Origin of the sequence: Pseudomonas sp. UBA3153, from assembly GCF_002364635.1 — a bacterium.
Lineage (GTDB): Bacteria > Pseudomonadota > Gammaproteobacteria > Pseudomonadales > Pseudomonadaceae > Pseudomonas_O > Pseudomonas_O kuykendallii.
In genome coordinates this window covers 62,320-77,926 of record NZ_DEYR01000063.1, presented here as the reverse complement: position 1 = coordinate 77,926, position 15,607 = coordinate 62,320, and the positions used below count along the sequence as shown (strand labels likewise).

General features: G+C 65.5%; 16 protein-coding genes and 2 pseudogenes. 2 read left to right on the top strand and 16 right to left on the bottom strand.

The genetic code is table 11. The annotated features are described in order from the left end of the window. Positions 1–18: 18 nt before the first annotated feature. Together B2X67_RS14830 and B2X67_RS14825 are read left to right on the top strand one after the other, a co-directional pair. Positions 19–483, top strand: a pseudogene (locus B2X67_RS14830) (biotin/lipoyl-binding protein); the annotation flags it as partial. 9 nt (positions 484–492) lie between these two features. Then, positions 493–906: pseudogene (locus B2X67_RS14825) on the top strand (FUSC family protein); the annotation flags it as partial. Between the two features lie 9 nt (positions 907–915). On the opposite strand, the gene recJ reads toward B2X67_RS14825, so the two are convergent. The 16 genes from recJ to B2X67_RS14745 form a co-directional block, all read right to left on the bottom strand. Next, positions 916–2,631, bottom strand: coding sequence for a single-stranded-DNA-specific exonuclease RecJ (recJ, locus tag B2X67_RS14820; RefSeq protein WP_286785968.1), 1,716 nt, complete (start codon positions 2,629–2,631; stop codon positions 916–918). A gap of 58 nt (positions 2,632–2,689) precedes the next feature. Next, entirely contained in the window at positions 2,690–3,097 is a 408-nt protein-coding gene (locus B2X67_RS14815) for a DUF1330 domain-containing protein (protein WP_286785967.1), read from the bottom strand. Positions 3,098–3,203: 106 nt separating this feature from the next. After that, positions 3,204–3,743, bottom strand: a complete 540-nt coding sequence (locus tag B2X67_RS14810) for a YaeQ family protein (RefSeq protein WP_273232298.1) — start codon at positions 3,741–3,743, stop codon at positions 3,204–3,206. 114 nt (positions 3,744–3,857) lie between these two features. Then, entirely contained in the window at positions 3,858–4,868 is a 1,011-nt protein-coding gene (locus tag B2X67_RS14805; protein WP_286785966.1) for an SDR family oxidoreductase, read from the bottom strand. A 285-nt stretch (positions 4,869–5,153) separates the two neighbouring features. Continuing rightward, on the bottom strand, positions 5,154–5,438 hold the full coding sequence (locus B2X67_RS14800; protein WP_286785965.1) for a DUF3509 domain-containing protein: 285 nt from the start codon (positions 5,436–5,438) through the stop codon (positions 5,154–5,156). Positions 5,439–5,664: 226 nt separating this feature from the next. Beyond that, a complete protein-coding gene (thrC, locus tag B2X67_RS14795; RefSeq protein WP_286785964.1) occupies positions 5,665–7,074 on the bottom strand; it encodes a threonine synthase in 1,410 nt (469 codons plus the stop codon). Between the two features lie 61 nt (positions 7,075–7,135). Continuing rightward, positions 7,136–8,440: a homoserine dehydrogenase gene (locus tag B2X67_RS14790; protein WP_286785963.1), complete on the bottom strand. Its 1,305-nt coding sequence runs from the start codon at positions 8,438–8,440 to the stop codon at positions 7,136–7,138. Positions 8,441–8,580: 140 nt separating this feature from the next. After that, entirely contained in the window at positions 8,581–9,054 is a 474-nt protein-coding gene (locus B2X67_RS14785; protein ID WP_286785962.1) for a GFA family protein, read from the bottom strand. A gap of 73 nt (positions 9,055–9,127) precedes the next feature. Beyond that, the gene (gene dsbC / locus B2X67_RS14780) at positions 9,128–9,859 is read right to left on the bottom strand and encodes a bifunctional protein-disulfide isomerase/oxidoreductase DsbC (RefSeq protein WP_282341314.1); all 732 of its coding nucleotides are present in this window, start codon (positions 9,857–9,859) and stop codon (positions 9,128–9,130) included. 84 nt (positions 9,860–9,943) lie between these two features. Continuing rightward, positions 9,944–10,840 (bottom strand): site-specific tyrosine recombinase XerD, encoded by an 897-nt coding sequence (gene xerD / locus B2X67_RS14775; protein ID WP_286785961.1) that lies wholly within the window; start codon positions 10,838–10,840, stop codon positions 9,944–9,946. Positions 10,841–11,064: 224 nt separating this feature from the next. Then, positions 11,065–11,415, bottom strand: coding sequence for a 50S ribosomal protein L19 (rplS, locus tag B2X67_RS14770; RefSeq protein ID WP_090227287.1), 351 nt, complete (start codon positions 11,413–11,415; stop codon positions 11,065–11,067). 45 nt (positions 11,416–11,460) lie between these two features. After that, the gene (gene trmD, locus B2X67_RS14765; RefSeq protein ID WP_286785960.1) at positions 11,461–12,204 is read right to left on the bottom strand and encodes a tRNA (guanosine(37)-N1)-methyltransferase TrmD; all 744 of its coding nucleotides are present in this window, start codon (positions 12,202–12,204) and stop codon (positions 11,461–11,463) included. Between the two features lie 14 nt (positions 12,205–12,218). Further along, positions 12,219–12,755, bottom strand: a complete 537-nt coding sequence (gene rimM, locus B2X67_RS14760) for a ribosome maturation factor RimM (RefSeq protein ID WP_286785959.1) — start codon at positions 12,753–12,755, stop codon at positions 12,219–12,221. A 6-nt stretch (positions 12,756–12,761) separates the two neighbouring features. Then, the gene (gene rpsP / locus B2X67_RS14755; RefSeq protein WP_090227279.1) at positions 12,762–13,013 is read right to left on the bottom strand and encodes a 30S ribosomal protein S16; all 252 of its coding nucleotides are present in this window, start codon (positions 13,011–13,013) and stop codon (positions 12,762–12,764) included. Positions 13,014–13,233: 220 nt separating this feature from the next. Then, positions 13,234–14,610 (bottom strand): signal recognition particle protein, encoded by a 1,377-nt coding sequence (ffh, locus tag B2X67_RS14750; protein WP_282341307.1) that lies wholly within the window; start codon positions 14,608–14,610, stop codon positions 13,234–13,236. A gap of 72 nt (positions 14,611–14,682) precedes the next feature. Further along, the gene (locus B2X67_RS14745) at positions 14,683–15,525 is read right to left on the bottom strand and encodes a DMT family transporter (protein ID WP_282341305.1); all 843 of its coding nucleotides are present in this window, start codon (positions 15,523–15,525) and stop codon (positions 14,683–14,685) included. Between the last annotated feature and the right edge of the window lie 82 nt (positions 15,526–15,607).

Genomic DNA, 15,607 nt, shown 5'->3' with positions numbered 1-15,607 from the left:
TGCCGAGGAAATGCCCCGATGACTCCCGATCGACGCTTCGCCCGCGCGGTGCGCTGCGCCATCGCCCTGTTCGTCGCGCTGTTCGTCTACTTCCTGATCGCCGACCTGTGGATGCCGCTGACGCCGCACGCGCAACTGACCCGCCCCGTGGTGCGCCTGGCACCGCGCGTCGGCGGCCAGGTGCTGGAGGTAGCGGCGCGAAACAACGCCCACGTGCAGCCCGGCGACCTGATCTTCCGCCTCGACCCGCAGCCCTTCGCACTGGCCGTTCGCCAGGTCGAGCTGGCGCTGGAAGAGGCGCGCCGCACCAACCTCGAGCTGGATGCGGCAATCGCTTCGGCCGAAGCCGGCCTGCTCGCCGCGCGCAGCACCGCCGACGAGCTGGACAGCGAAGTGCGCCGTGTGAAGGTGCTGGTGGAGCGCGCCAACGTTTCCCGCCAGCAGCACGACCAGACCCTGTCCCACGCACAGGCCGCGCGCGCCTAGGTGGCAGCGGCGCAGATCGCCTCGATCCTGGTGCTGTTCCCGATGCACTGGAACGGCGTGCGCTTCGCTGGCCGGGTGCGCGCCCTGGGCACGCTGCGCGGCTGCCTGATGGCGCTGGCGCTGCAACTGGTGCTCTACGACCACTACGACATCCTGCCCTTCGTGGCGATCCTGCTGTGGATCGCGGCGATGCACTGCGCGCGCATCCACATGCTGGAGAACGGCATGCCGGGCCAGGGCTTCGGCGCCCTCACCACACTGGCCATAGTCTTCGGCCAGTACCTCACGCCGACCCACGACATGATGTACAGCGTGCTCTACCGGCTCAGCTCGGTGTGCCTGTCGGTGTTCGTCACCCTGCTGGTGGTATTGGTGCTGCACAGCCTGCTGGATCGCTTTCCGGCCACCCGCCACGCCTGACGCGCCGCCTCAGCGTGGCGCGAGGTGGGCCACCAGCAGTTGCACGCTTTCCTGTCCGCGAAACTCGTTGACGTCGAGCTTGTAGGCCACGTCGACCCAGCCCAGCTTCGGGTTGGCCAGCAGCTCGCTGTCGACGTTGAAGGCGATGCCGTCCAGGGTGCGACCGCCGCACTCGGTCTTCAGCACCAGCTTGAGGTGCTTCGCGCCGACGATGCGCTGCTGCACCACCTGGAACACGCCGTGGAACATCGGCTCGGGGAACTGCTGGCCCCAGGGCCCGGCCTGGCGCAGTGCCTTGGCCAGCTCCAGATGGAACTCCTCGATGCCCAGCTGGCCGTCGGAGAGCATCCGTCCGGTCAGGTCGTCCTCGTCCAGCTGCTTGCGCACCTCGGCGTCGAAGGCCGCGGCGAACGCCCCGAGGTTGGCCTGCGGCAACGACAGCCCGGCCGCCATGGCATGGCCGCCGAACTTGCTGATCAGCCCCGGATGGCGCGCCGCCACGGCGTCCAGCGCATCGCGGATGTGGAAGCCCTGCACCGAGCGCGCCGACCCCTTGAGCAGGCCGTCGCCGGCGTCGGCGAAGGCGATCGCCGGGCGGTGGTAACGCTCCTTCAGACGCGAGGCGAGAATGCCGATCACGCCCTGGTGCCAGTCCGCATCGAACAGGCAGAGGCCGAACGGCAGGTCGTCCAGCGCCAGATCCTTGAGCTGCGCCAGGGCTTCGCGCTGCATGCCCTGCTCGATGGACTTGCGGTCCTGGTTGAGCTGGTCGAGCTGCACCGCCATGTCGCGGGCCAGCGCTTCGTCGTCGCAGAGCAGGCATTCGATGCCCAGGCTCATGTCGTCCAGCCGCCCCGCCGCGTTCAGCCGCGGGCCGATGATGAAGCCCAGGTCGGTGGAGGTGATCTTGCGCGCATCGCGACCGGCGACCTCCAGGATCGCGCGCAACCCGGGCCGCGCGCGACCGGCGCGGATGCGTGCCAGGCCCTGGTGGACCAGGATGCGGTTGTTGGCGTCTAGCGGCACCACGTCGGCGACGCTGCCCAGCGCCACCAGGTCGAGCAGCTCGGCGAGGTTGGGCTCGGCCAGCGACTGGCGGGCGAACCAGCCGTTCTCGCGCAGTCTGGCGCGCAGCGCCAGCAACACGTAGAAGATCACCCCGACGCCGGCGATGCACTTGCTCGGGAAGCTGCACTCGGGCTGGTTCGGGTTGACGATGGCGTCCGCCACCGGCAATTCCTGGCCCGGCAGGTGGTGATCGGTGATCACCACGCCGAGCCCGGCCGCCTTCGCCGCCGCCACGCCCTCGACGCTGGAGATGCCGTTGTCCACGGTCACCAGCAGGTCGGGGTTGCGCTGCAGCGCCACGGCGACGATTTCCGGGGTCAGCCCGTAGCCGTAGTCGAAGCGATTGGGTACCAGGTAGTCGACGTGGCTTGCGCCGAGCAGACGCAAACCCAGCACGCCCACCGCGCTGGCGGTGGCGCCATCGGCGTCGAAGTCACCGACGAAGAGAATCCGCTGGCGCCGCTCCAGGGCGACCACCAGCAGTTCGACGGCGCGCTCGATACCCTTTAGCTGCCCATACGGAATCAGGCGTGCCAGGCCCTTGTCCAGCTCCGCCGGGGAGCGCACGCCGCGCGCGGCATACAGGCGGCGCAGCAGCGGCGGCAGCTCGCCGAGGTCGGGCAGGGTTTCGGGTAGCGGGCGGGGTTCGATGCGCATGGGATTCTGGTCTACTGAAACGAAAGATGAACGAAGGCGGCGGACGGTCCGCACACCTTCAACCGGGTGCGCTGCAGCCGATCAGCCGCGAATCGGCCAGGGCCGCGCTGCGATGCACGGTCGCTGCCTGGTACTCGGCATCGGCGAGCATGCCGAGGAACGCCTCCTTGCTCGGATAACGCACCAGCAGCACGTCGTCCCAACGCTCGCCGGGCGGCGCGATCAACGCCGCGTGGGCCTGCACCAGTATCTCTACCGCGCCGCCGGCGCCCTGCACCTTGGCAAGTGCGGCACGACTATAGCGGGCGTAGGCCTTACGCCCGGTGCAGGGGCTTTCGCCGCTACCGGCCGGGTAGTTGGCCTGCTCGCGGTAACGCAGCAGGTTGAGCATCAGGATCGGTTGGGCGGAGGGCATGCTGCGGACAAACTCGGCCAGTTGTTCGGCGCTGGGATTCAGGGTGGACATGGGGCGCTCCTTCTCGTGCGAATCGACAGCCTGAGCAGGCAGCCCAAGGCGGTCAACGTTCATTGGAGGCCCTGATGGCACGCCATCGGAACGCTGGCGAAGATGCTCAGCGTTCGCCGGCCAGCCATTCCAGTTGCAGTTCGTGCTGGCCGTTCTCGTCGGTGATGAACAGCGTGCCTTCGCTGATCATCACCGCCCAGTTGATCGAGCGCGGCAGGTCGCGCGCCACGGTTTCCAGCGCTTCCTGCGGCACGGCGACGACGTTGATGTTCTTCAGGCTCCTGACGCCATCGAGCACCTTGCTCTGCCACACGCGCAGGTTGCCGTAGGCGACCAGGCTGAAGCGCTCGGCGCGGCGCGAACACCAGGTGATGCGCTCGGCATCCGGCTGGCCGACTTCGATCCAGTGCAGCACCCGATCGTCGAGGCTCTTTTCCCACAGCGCCGGCTCGTCGACGTCGGACAGCCCGCGGCCGAAGGACAGCAGCTCGCCGTACCACAGCAGGTAGGCGATCAGCCGCACCACCAGGCGCTCCTCGGTTTCCGAGGGGTGGCGGGCGACGGTAAAGCGCGCGGTGTCGTAGACCGAACGGTCGAGGTCGGTGAGGTTTATTTCGACTTTGTAGGTTGTCGCTTGCAGGGCCATGTACGGCTTCCTGGCGGAATGGAAGCCGGCAAGTCTAGCGCGAATGCCCTCGCGGCACGACCACCGCCGGGAGCCTGGCGGCGTGCGCGAGGGACATGGGAAGCGCCGCGGCCTCTAGCGTGCGCGGCCCTTGAAGAGCAGCGCGCCAATGGCCACGGCGCCGAGACCGAGCAACGCCACGGTGGCGACCGGGTGCAGACTGGCGTGGGTGTAGAGGCTGTGGCGCAGCACGCGCCCCGGATAGTAGCCACGGGTACGACCGGTCAGGCGGCCACCGTTCGGGCCGTGCAGGGCACCCTGCCAGTTGGCGTCCGGCTGACCATTCTGCAGGCGGTCGTAGATGACCTTCTCGCTGAGCCAGTCGTAGAAGCGCGGGAAGTTCTGCGCGATCACCGTGAAGGCCTTGGAGGCGCCGATGTAGATGTCGCGGGTGGGATGCACCGCCGCATGGAGGATCGCCTCGGCGACCTCTTCCGGCGCATACAGCGGCGGCGGCAGGACCGGCGCGCTGGCGGTGTAATCCCGGGCGTGGTCGGTGAACAGCGTGTCGGTGGCGGCTGGCCGGATCAACGTTACCGATACCGGCGCGGCATCCTTGCGCAGCTCGACCCGCAACACATCGGTCATGGCCTTCACCGCATGCTTGGACGCCGCGTACATGCCGTGCACCGGAATCGGCGCGGCCGATTCGGAACTGCCCAGGTTGATGATCGCCCCGCCGTGCTCGCGCAGGTATTTGGCCGCGATGGTCGAGCCGTAGTAGGTGCCCCAGAAATTGGTTTCGAACAGACGGCGATGATCGGCGTCGCTGGCGTCCTCGATCTTGCCGATCACCGCGATGCCGGCATTGTTCACCCAGGTATCGAAACGGCCGAACTTCTCGATGGCGAGGTCGGCGACCCGCTGCATGGCCTGGCGGTCACCAACGTCGGCGGCCATCGTGACCACCTGGGCGCTGCCGCCGAGTTCGCCGGCGATCTGCTCCAGCGCCTGTTCGTTGCGGGCCACCAGTACCAGGCGGGCGCCCTTGGCGACGGCGGCGCGCGCTGTGGCGAGGCCGATGCCGCTGGACGCGCCGGTGATGACGATGACCTGCTGGGCGAGCGGACGAAGATTGGGCTTCATGAAGTCCTCCTGTTCGGAAAAGGAACGCGGCGAAGGCGCTGTACCGGCGCCGCGCGGGGGGGGCTAACCGGGTTCCTCGGGTGGACCAGTGGTCCGACGGCAGCGGCTGCCATACGCCGAAAAAAAGAAACCCCGAGCCTTGGGGGAGATGCTCGGGGTTCAACGCCAGCCACGAGGGCCAGGCGGCCGGCACATGGACCTGGGAGCGGTAAGGTTTCATGTGCCGTGTAATTACTGACCGGCGAAAAAGCCCAATCGTTCAACCGGTCGTCGGGCAGGCGTGGATCACAGCGAGGCGTAGTTTTTCACCCGGCTATTGCCGTGCAGATGGGCAATCACCTCGGGTGCGATACGGCCTTCGATCAGCAAGAGGTCGCGCAGGATGCCATCCACCACATCGGTCAGGGCGAAGCGGTCGCTCAGCTGCCCCTTGCTCAGCGTGCGCTGGAGGACGGGTTCTCCCGCCTCGTTGGTCAGGGTCATCAACCTGCCGCCGTCGGCACGGTCAGGCCCCAACACCACCTTGTACGGCGCCAGGGCGCCTTCCAGCAATTCCGTTGTGCTTTCCATGTCCATCTCCACTTAAGGTTCTGAAAATAAAGGAGGTGTAGCAAAGACTCGATAAGCGCAAGGAAAGTTCGTGATCGCCCCGCGTGGAGAAACGCCGGCGCGAGGGCAACCTCAGGGTAAGCAGGGTTCGTTGCAGTGGCGTGACGCGGATGCGAACAGGCCGGCACAACGAGGCCGGCCTGAACGGAGGGGCGAAAACGCGCCGGCAAGCCGGCGAGGCGTTCGCTCAGAGAGGTTTGCCGCGGTTACCGTGCCCGGCGACGAAGGCCTGCACAGCCTTCAGGTCGTTCGCGAGCACGCTGTAGCGCTCCTCGCGGACGAACAGGTCGGCCAGGTGCACCGGCAGTTCGATGGCCTTGGCGATGCCGGCCTTCTCCACCGCTTCGGGGAATTTCACCGGGTGCGCGGTGCCCAGCACCACCATGGGCGTGCTCAGGCTGCGACGGCATTCACGACCGGCACGCACGCCGATGGCGGTGTGCGGGTCGAGCACCTCGCCGGTTTCGGCGAATACCGCGGCGATGGTCGCGCAGGTCTGCTCGTCATCCACCGCCAGCGAGTCGAAGAGCTTGCGCGCCTCGCTCCAGCGGTCCTCGTCCACGCTGAAACCGCCGCCCCGCTTGAAAGTGTCCATCAGCCCGGCGATGGCCGCGCCGTTGCGCCCGTGCAGGTCGAACAGCAGGCGCTCGAAGTTGGACGAAACCATGATGTCCATCGACGGCGAGAGAGTCGGATGCAGGGTGTCCTTGGCGTAACTGTTGCCGCTCATGAAGCGGTGGAGGATGTCGTTGCGGTTGGTGGCGACGATCAGCTGGCTGACCGGCAGGCCCATGTTGCGCGCCAGGTAGCCGGCGAAGATGTCGCCGAAGTTGCCGGTCGGCACCGAGAAGGCGATGGAACGCGCCGGCGCGCCGAGCTGCAACGCGGCGTAAAAGTAATAGACGATCTGGGCCATGATCCGCGCCCAGTTGATCGAGTTGACCGCCACCAGGCGCGTGCCCTTGAGGAAGGCCTGGTCGGCGAAGCTGGCCTTGACCATTTCCTGGCAGTCGTCGAAGTTGCCTTCGATGGCGATGTTGTGGATGTTTTCGCCGAAGATGGTGGTCATCTGCCGGCGCTGCACTTCTGACACGCGGTTGTGCGGGTGCATGATGAAGATATCGACGTTGTCGCAGGCCTTGCAGCCCTCGATCGCCGCCGAGCCGGTATCGCCGGAGGTGGCGCCCATGATCACCACGCGCTCGTTGCGCTTGGCCAGCACATGGTCGAGCAGCCGGCCGAGCAGTTGCAGGGCGAAATCCTTGAACGCCAGCGTCGGGCCATGGAACAGCTCGAGCACCCACTCGTTGCCGTTCAGCTGACGCAGCGGCGCGATGGCGCTATGGGCGAACACGCCGTAGGTGTCTTCGAGGATGCGCTTGAAGTCGGCGTCCTCGATGCTGCCGGCCACGAACGGGCGCATCACCCGGAAGGCCAGCTCGTGGTAAGGCAGGCCGGCCCAGGAAGCGATTTCCTCCTGGGTGAAGCGCGGCAGGTTTTCCGGTACGTAGAGGCCGCCATCGCTGGCCAGGCCGGCGAGCAGGACGTCTTCGAAGTTCAGGGCAGGTGCCTGGCCGCGGGTGCTGATATAGCGCATTTCGACAAACCTTCGCTGTGCGCCACGTCCCGGTGCGTCTGGCCCCGGGCGCGTGGCTGGATTAATTCAGTTGCTCGACGCGAATCCGTACGACGTCGCCGGAAACGCCTTCCAGCGCCTCGAGGGCGGTGATGGCGTCGTCGATACGCGCTTCCTGCACGCGGTGGGTCACCAGGATCATCGGCACCAGGCCGTCCTGCTCCTCGGCTTCCTTCTGCATGATCGATTCGATGTTGATGCCGCGATCGGAAAGGATGCTCGCCACCTGTGCCAGCACGCCGGGCAGGTCCTTCGCCTGGATGCGCAGGTAGTAGGCGCTCTCGCATTCGGCGATCGGCAGGATCGGGTGATCGGACAGCGAATCCGGCTGGAAGGCCAGGTGCGGCACGCGGTTGTGCGGGTCGGTGGTCAGCGCGCGAACCACGTCGACGACATCGGCCACCACCGCCGAAGCGGTCGGTTCCATGCCGGCGCCGGCACCGTAATAGAGGGTGCTTCCGACGGCATCGCCGTTGACCATCACCGCGTTCATCACGCCGTTGACGTTGGCGATCAGGCGATCGGCCGGGATCAGCGTCGGGTGCACGCGCAGCTCGATGCCGGCCGCGGTACGACGCGCCACGCCGAGGTGCTTGATGCGATAGCCCAGCGCTTCGGCATAGTTGACGTCGGCCGTGGTCAGCCTGGTGATGCCTTCGGTGTAGGCCTTGTCGAACTGCAGCGGAATGCCGAAGGCGATGGACGCAAGGATGGTCAGCTTGTGCGCGGCGTCGATGCCCTCGACGTCGAAGGTCGGGTCGGCTTCGGCGTAACCCAGCGCCTGGGCTTCCTGGAGCACGTCCCCGAAGGTACGCCCCTTCTCGCGCATCTCGCTGAGGATGAAATTCCCGGTGCCGTTGATGATCCCGGCGAGCCAGTTGATCTGGTTGCCGGCGAGGCCCTCGCGGATCGCCTTGATGACCGGAATGCCACCGGCCACCGCCGCTTCGAAGGCGATGATCACGCCCTTCTCGCGCGCCTTGGCGAAGAGCTCGTTGCCGTGCACGGCGATCAGCGCCTTGTTCGCGGTGATCACGTGCTTGCCGTTCTCGATGGCCTTGAGCACCAGGTCGCGCGCCAGCGTGTAGCCGCCGATCAGTTCGATGACGATGTCGATGTCCGGGTTGCTGGCGACCTCGAAGATATCGGCGGTAATGGGGGTACTACCGGTATCGACTTTCGGGTTGGGGCGACGCGCGGCAATCTGGGCGACCTCGATTCCACGCCCGGCACGGCGGGAAATCTCATCGGCATTGCGTTTGAGTACGTTGAAGGTGCCGCCGCCGACGGTCCCCAGCCCACAGATTCCCACTTTCACCGGTTTCACGCTGTACTCCCCATTACCGCGACCGCGCCCGGCTGACGGGCGCATAAAAAGAGTCGCACTTTAGAAACCGGGGGGGCTTTAGTCAATCGCGCCCGGCGAGCGGAAAACCGCTGCCGGCGTGGCGCGGGAGCGAAAGGAGACTATCGGGTCAGACCGAGCCGCTCGTGCCACTGCGCGAGGGATTCCTCGGGGTACTCGTCGTACAGCTTGTCATCCTGGCCCTGCTGCACTTCGACCCAGCTGGCCTTCGAGCCGAGCATCAGGTGGGTGTGCTGCGGCGGCACCGGCAGGTCGGTGTCGATGGCCGAGGCATGCGGGTGGATCAGGTCCGGCCAGCTCGGGTCCCAGAGCCAGAGCGCGCTGCCGCATTCGCGGCAGAAATTGCGCTCGCCGGAACTTACCTGGCCGCCCTCCATCTTCGCCCGATAGACGCCGAGGTGCTGCCTGCCCTGAACTTCTAGCGTGCGGTTGTCGGCGCCGAGGTTGATGGCGAAACCGCCCCCGCCCGCCGTCTTGCGACAGATCGAGCAGTAGCAGCGCATGAAGGGATAGGGTTGTGCCGATTCGACGGAAAAACGCACGCTGCCGCAATGGCAGGAACCTTCGAGTTTCATCGCTCGCTCCAGGTCGGGTCATGTCTGCATGTGACCCGACTGGAACGCTATCGCTCGCGCCGTCCGTCAGCCCTCACTGGGCCGCGAGCGCCTGCTTGATCAGCTCGGGCGCCGGCTGATAGCCGGGGATCAGTTGACCGTTGCCGAGCACGATGGCCGGTGTGCCATTGACCCCGATCGACTGACCGAGGGCGAACTGCTCGGACACCGGGTTGGCGCATTTAGCGGCGCTGACCTTCTTGCCGCTGACCATCTGATCCATCGCCGCACGACGATCGCTGGAGCACCAGACCGCCTGCAGCTGCTGGTCGCCGGGAGAATCCAGGCCCTGCCGGGGGAACGCCAGGTAGCGCACTTCGATGCCCTGCCGGTTCAGCTCGGCCACTTCGCCGTGCAGCTTGTGGCAGTACGGGCAGGTGGTGTCGGTGAACACCGTGATGTGGCCCTTGGTCTCGCCCTTGGCCGGGTAGACCACCATCTGTTCCAGCGGCACCGCCGCGATCACCTTGGCGATGCCACGGCTCTCGGCCTGCTCGGTCAGGTTGACCGGGTCGGCGCCGGCCTGCATCTGATAGAGGTAACCCTGCATCAGGTACTTGCCGTCGGCGCTGGCGTAGAGCACGCGACCGCCCTTGAGCTGGACTTCATACAGACCGTTGAGCGGGCTCTTGGCGATGCTCTCGATGGGCAGGTCCTGACCCAGACCGCCGAGGGACTGGCGAATGGTTTTTTCCGCATCGTCCGCGTGTACGGCACCGATGACGAGGGCGAAGCAGGCCCCGATGAGAAAACGAATACTGCGCATGGAACACTCCTGAATGGGTGCGAAAAGACTACCACAGGCACGCCAGCGCCTTCCTTCGCCGTTTGCCGCGAGAGACACCGGCCGTCAGCCGCGGGGGTGATGCTGGGCGTGCAGCTCCTGGAGACGCGCACGGGCGATGTGGGTATAGATCTGCGTGGTGGAAAGGTCGCTGTGGCCGAGCAACATCTGCACCACCCGAAGGTCGGCGCCGTGGTTCAGCAGATGGGTAGCGAAGGCGTGCCGCAGGGTGTGCGGCGACAGCGATTTGGCGATTCCGGCGACTTTCGCCTGCAGCTTGATCCGGTGCCAGAAGGTCTGCCGAGTCATCTGTTCGCCGCGCGAACTGGGAAACAGCACATCGCTTGGCCGGCCATCGAGCAGCGCCCCGCGCGCCTCGCGCACGTAGCGCTCGATCCACAGCATCGCCTCCTCTCCCAGCGGTACAAGGCGCTCCTTGCTGCCCTTGCCGAACACCCGCACCACGCCCTGGCGCAGGTTGACCTGTTCCAGCGTCAGGCCGATCAGCTCGCTGACACGCAAGCCGCAGGCATAGAGCACTTCGAGCATGGCGCGGTCGCGCAGGCCGATCGGCGTTTCCAGGTCTGGCGCCGCCAGCAGCGCCTCGACATCCGCTTCGGACAGCGACTTGGGCAGCGGCCGGCCCAGTTGCGGAAGCTCCACCAGCAGGGTCGGGTCGCTGTCGATCAACCCCTCGCGCAACAGGTAGCGGTAGAAACCCCGCGCGCTGGAGAGAAAGCGTGCCGTCGAGCGGGCCTTGTAGCCCTCGCCCAGACGCCAGGCCAGATGATCAAGAACCGCCTCGCGGCCAGCAAGCTGCAGCTCGACGCCACGCTCATCGAGCCAGCCGTTGAAATGCGTCAGATCGCTTAGGTACGCCGAACGGGTGTGCGGCGACAGGCCCTTCTCCAGCCACAGGGCATCAAGGAAACGATCGATTAGCGGATGGTCTTTGGCGGGCATGGGGCGAACACGACAGGAACGGACCGGCAGTCTTTCACAGCGGCGGGCTGGCGCAAAGCACGGGGCAGGATCGCTCGGCGGCGGAATGAGGCCGCGCTTGCACGGCGGGAAACCGAAGAGACGGACGATCACGGCTCGCAGCAAAAAGGGCTTCCACCGTGGACGAATCGCAGGCAATAAAAAAGCAGCCCGCGGGCTGCTTTTTTTCGTCAAGGCGACCGGTCTTAGACCAGTTTTTCCTTGATGCGCGCTGCCTTGCCGGACAGTTCGCGGAGGTAGTACAGCTTGGCTTTGCGAACGTCACCACGACGCTTCACGCTCAGGCTGTCGACCAGCGGCGAGTAGGTCTGGAAAGTACGCTCGACGCCAACGCCGTTGGAGATTTTGCGAACGGTGAACGCGCTGTTCAGGCCGCGGTTACGCTTGCCGATCACTACGCCTTCGAAGGCCTGCAGACGCTGACGGTCGCCTTCCTTCACCTTGACTTGAACGATAACGGTGTCGCCCGGGGCGAAGGGCGGAATTTCTTTGCCCATCTGTTCGGCTTCGATCTGCTGGATGATCTTGTTGGTCATGTCGTGCGCTCCTAAGACAAACCCTCTGGGCCTGCCATCGATACGTTAACTATCGTCCCGCTGGCGAAGGTATTCCGCCAACAGCTTTTGCTCTTCTCCAGAAAGCGAGCGGCTATCCAGAAGATCGGCACGTCGTTCGAAGGTCCGCCCTAGGGCCTGCTGCAAACGCCAACGCCGGATGTGTTCGTGGTTGCCGCTGAGCAGCACCTGCGGAACACTTTTATCCGCATACACTTCGGGTCGAGTGTAGTGCGGACAATCGAGCAGGCCGTCGGTGAACGAGTCCTCCTCGGCGGAATCCGCATGCCCCAATGCACCGGGCAACAAGCGGGTCACCGCATCGATCAGCACCATCGCCGGCAGCTCACCGCCGGACAACACGTAATCGCCAATCGACCATTCTTCATCCACGTGCGCTTCGATGAAGCGTTCGTCGATACCTTCGTAGCGTCCGGCGATGAGGATCAACGACTCTTCCTGCGCCAGTTGCTGTACGGCCGCCTGTTTCAGCTGGCGACCCTGGGGCGACAGGTAGATCACCTTCGCCCGCTCTCCGGCGGCTTGCCTGGCAGCTGCCAGCGCCCGTTCCAGAGGCTCGATCTTCATCACCATGCCTGGGCCGCCACCGAACGGTCGGTCGTCCACCGTCTGGTGGCGATCTTCGGTGAAGCTCCGCGGGTTCCAGCAGGTCAGCGCGAGCAGACCCTGTTTCACCGCACGGCTGGTGATGCCGTATCCGCTGATGGCGGAAAACATCTCCGGGAAAATGCTGATGACTTCAACCCGCATGGCATTCACGCAAATCAGAAGTCCGCATCCCAGTCGACCCGCATCTCTCCGGCGACCAGATCGATCGACTGCACGCACTGCTCCGTGTAGGGCAGCAGGCGTTCGCGATCATCAAGGCTGCCGGTGCAGGGCTTGACCACCATCACGTCGTTGGCACCGGTCTCCAGCAAGTGGTCGATCACGCCGAACAGTTGTCCGAGCTGATCGATGACCCTCAAGCCTTCCAGTTGGTGCCAGTAGTACTCGTCGGTGCCGAGTGCCGGCAACTCGCTGCGGGGAACGCAGATTTCGAAGCCCGCGAAGGTCAGAGCGACATCGCGATCATCGAGCCCCTTCAGCTTCGCCACCAGGAACTTGCCCTGTGGCCGTCCGCCAATCAGCTCAACCTGCTTGACCTCGTTGTCACGCCTGAGCGTCCAACGGCGATAGTCCAGCACGTTGTCGACCGGGTCGGTAAAGGAATACACCTTCACTTCGCCGCGAATGCCGTGCACCGAGAAAATCTTGCCGAGAACGATGAGATCCTCGGCGGGCGCCGGCAACGTATTCATGGAGGCTTAGGCCGCAGCCTTGGCAGCTTCCTTGAGCAGTTGTGCAACGCGCTCGGACGGCTGTGCGCCCTGGCTCAGCCAGTAGCTGGCGCGTTCCTGATCGACCGACAGCTTGACTTCAGCGCCGGAAGCAACCGGGTTGAAGAAGCCGATACGCTCGACGAAGCGACCGTCGCGCGCATTGCGGCTGTTGGTCACGGTCAGGTGGTAGAAGGGGCGCTTCTTGGAGCCGCCACGGGCAAGACGGATGGTTACCATTGAACTTCGTTCCTGTAGTCGGTGCTTTGCAAATCAAAACAAGCAATGGGCCATAGGGGCCCGAAAGGCCGCATATTCTAAGGATTATCCGGATATTTGCAAATGGCTTTTTCAAAATGGGCGGCTGTAACGGCCGGACGGCACGAATTGCTCGCGCCACCCGACTCGCCGCCTCGAAACCCGCTCACGATTTCCCCAGCGGGTCATCGCGGGCAGTCTCTCAGAGCTTGGGCATGCCGCCGCCGGGAAGCATACCGCCCATCCCGCGCATCATCTTGGCCATGCCGCCCTTGGCGGTGAATTTCTTCATCATCTTCTGCATCTGCTTGTGCTGCTTGATCAGCCGACCGATGTCCTGCACCTGGGTCCCCGAACCCATGGCGATGCGGCGCTTGCGCGAGCCGCTGATGATGTCCGGATCGCGGCGCTCGTGCGGGGTCATCGAGTTGATGATCGCTTCCATCTGCTTGAACTGCTTCTCTGCCGCGCCCTGGGCGTTACCCATCTGCGCCAGGTTCACCCCGCCCATCTGCGGAAGCTTGTCCATCAGGCCGCCGAGGCCACCCATGTTCTTCATCTGTTGCAACTGGTCGCGGAAGTCTTCGAGGTCGAAGCCCTTGCCCTTCTTCAGTTTCTTGGTGAGTTTCTCGGCCTTCTCGCGATCCAGGGTCTGCTCAGCCTGTTCGATCAGGCTGAGCACATCGCCCATGCCGAGGATGCGCGAGGCGATACGGTCCGGGTGGAACGGCTCGAGCGCATCGCTCTTCTCGCCCATGCCGAGGAACTTGATCGGCTTGCCGGTCACGTGGCGCACGGACAGCGCCGCGCCGCCGCGGGCGTCACCGTCGACCTTGGTCAGCACCACGCCGGTGAGCGGCAGCGCCTCGCCGAAGGCCTTGGCGGTGTTGGCGGCGTCCTGGCCGGTCATGGCATCGACCACGAACAGCGTCTCGGCCGGTTTCACCGCCGCGTGCACGGCCTGGATCTCGGCCATCATCTCGGCATCGACGTGCAGTCGGCCGGCGGTATCCACCAGCACCACGTCGATGAATTTCAATTTGGCTTCGCGGATCGCCGCTTCGGCGATCGCCACCGGCTGCTGGCCGATGTCGGACGGGAAGAAGGTGACGCCGACTTCCCCCGCCAGGGTTTCCAGCTGCTTGATCGCCGCAGGGCGGTAGACGTCGACCGACACCACCATCACGGACTTCTTCTTGCGCTCCTTGAGGAAGCGCGCCAGTTTGCCGACTGTGGTGGTCTTGCCCGCGCCCTGCAGACCCGCCATCAGCACCACCGCGGGCGGTGTGACGTTGAGGACCAGGTCCTCGTTGGCCGCCCCCATCAGCTCTTCCAGCTCGGCGCGCACCACCTTCACGAACGCCTGGCCCGGCGTCAGGCTCTTCGACACCTCGGTACCGACCGCGCGGTCCTTGACCTTGTTGACGAAGTCCTTCACCACCGGCAGTGCGACGTCAGCCTCGAGCAGCGCCATGCGCACTTCGCGCAGGGTGTCCTTGATGTTGTCCTCGGTCAGCTTGGCCTTGCCGGTGACATGGCGAAGCGTCTGGGACAAACGGTCGGTCAAGTTTTCGAACATGCGCGTTCCTTTGAAAAATGCGGGCTGGCGGCAAGGCCGGGGAGTATATCAACAGCATTGGCGAATGGCTTCTCAGGCCAGACGGATCACCATCGCGCCCGCCGCGATGAAGGCCGTCGCCACGCCACGTCGCGGGCCGATGCGTTCGCCGAGCAGCAGCACCGAGAGCAGCGTGGCGAACAGGATCGAGGTTTCCCGCAAGGCCGCGACACTCGCCACCGGCGCCAGCGTCATCGCATACAGCGCGATGCCATAGGAGCCGAGGGTGCCGCTGCCGCCCACCAGCGGCAACGCCGGCCGCGACCGGGCGTAGCGCAGCAGCTCGCGCGGCCGGCGAAACAGCGTCCAGCCGAGCAACGGAATGGCGGTCAGGAAGAAGATCCACAGCGTGTAGCCGACCGGCGCCTGCGACAGACGCACGCCCACCCCGTCGATCAGCGTGTAGCTGGCGATCACGCAGGCATTCAGCAGCGCCAGCCCGGTGGCTCTCGCGCTCACGCCATCACGCAGCCAGGCATCCACCGCCAGGCCGAGGACGCCCGAGCAGATCAGCAGCACACCGCCCCAGCCGGTGAGCGACAGCGATTCGCCGAGCAGCGGTGCGCTCGCCAGGGCCACCAGCAGCGGCGCAGTGCCGCGCATCAAGGGGTAGGCCTGGCTCAGGTCGCCGTGCCGATAGGCCGCCGCGACCAGCCGGTAGTAGATGACCTGCGCACAGACCGAGCATGCCAGGTACGGCCAGCTCGCCGGCGAGGGCGCCTCGACGAAGCACAGCCCGAGCGCCGCGATGGCGCCGGCGCCGGCACTGACCAGTACGGCATTCAGCGACTTGTCGTGACCGGACTTCACCGCCGTGTTCCAGCCGGCATGCAGCAGCGCGGCGAACAGCACCATCAATACAACGCTTGCGGACATGGCGGACTCCTGATCGGCGCCACAGCATAGCAACAGCCGATCGCCGCCCGCGAAATGAGCGTCGACCCCGTGGCGGAGCGCC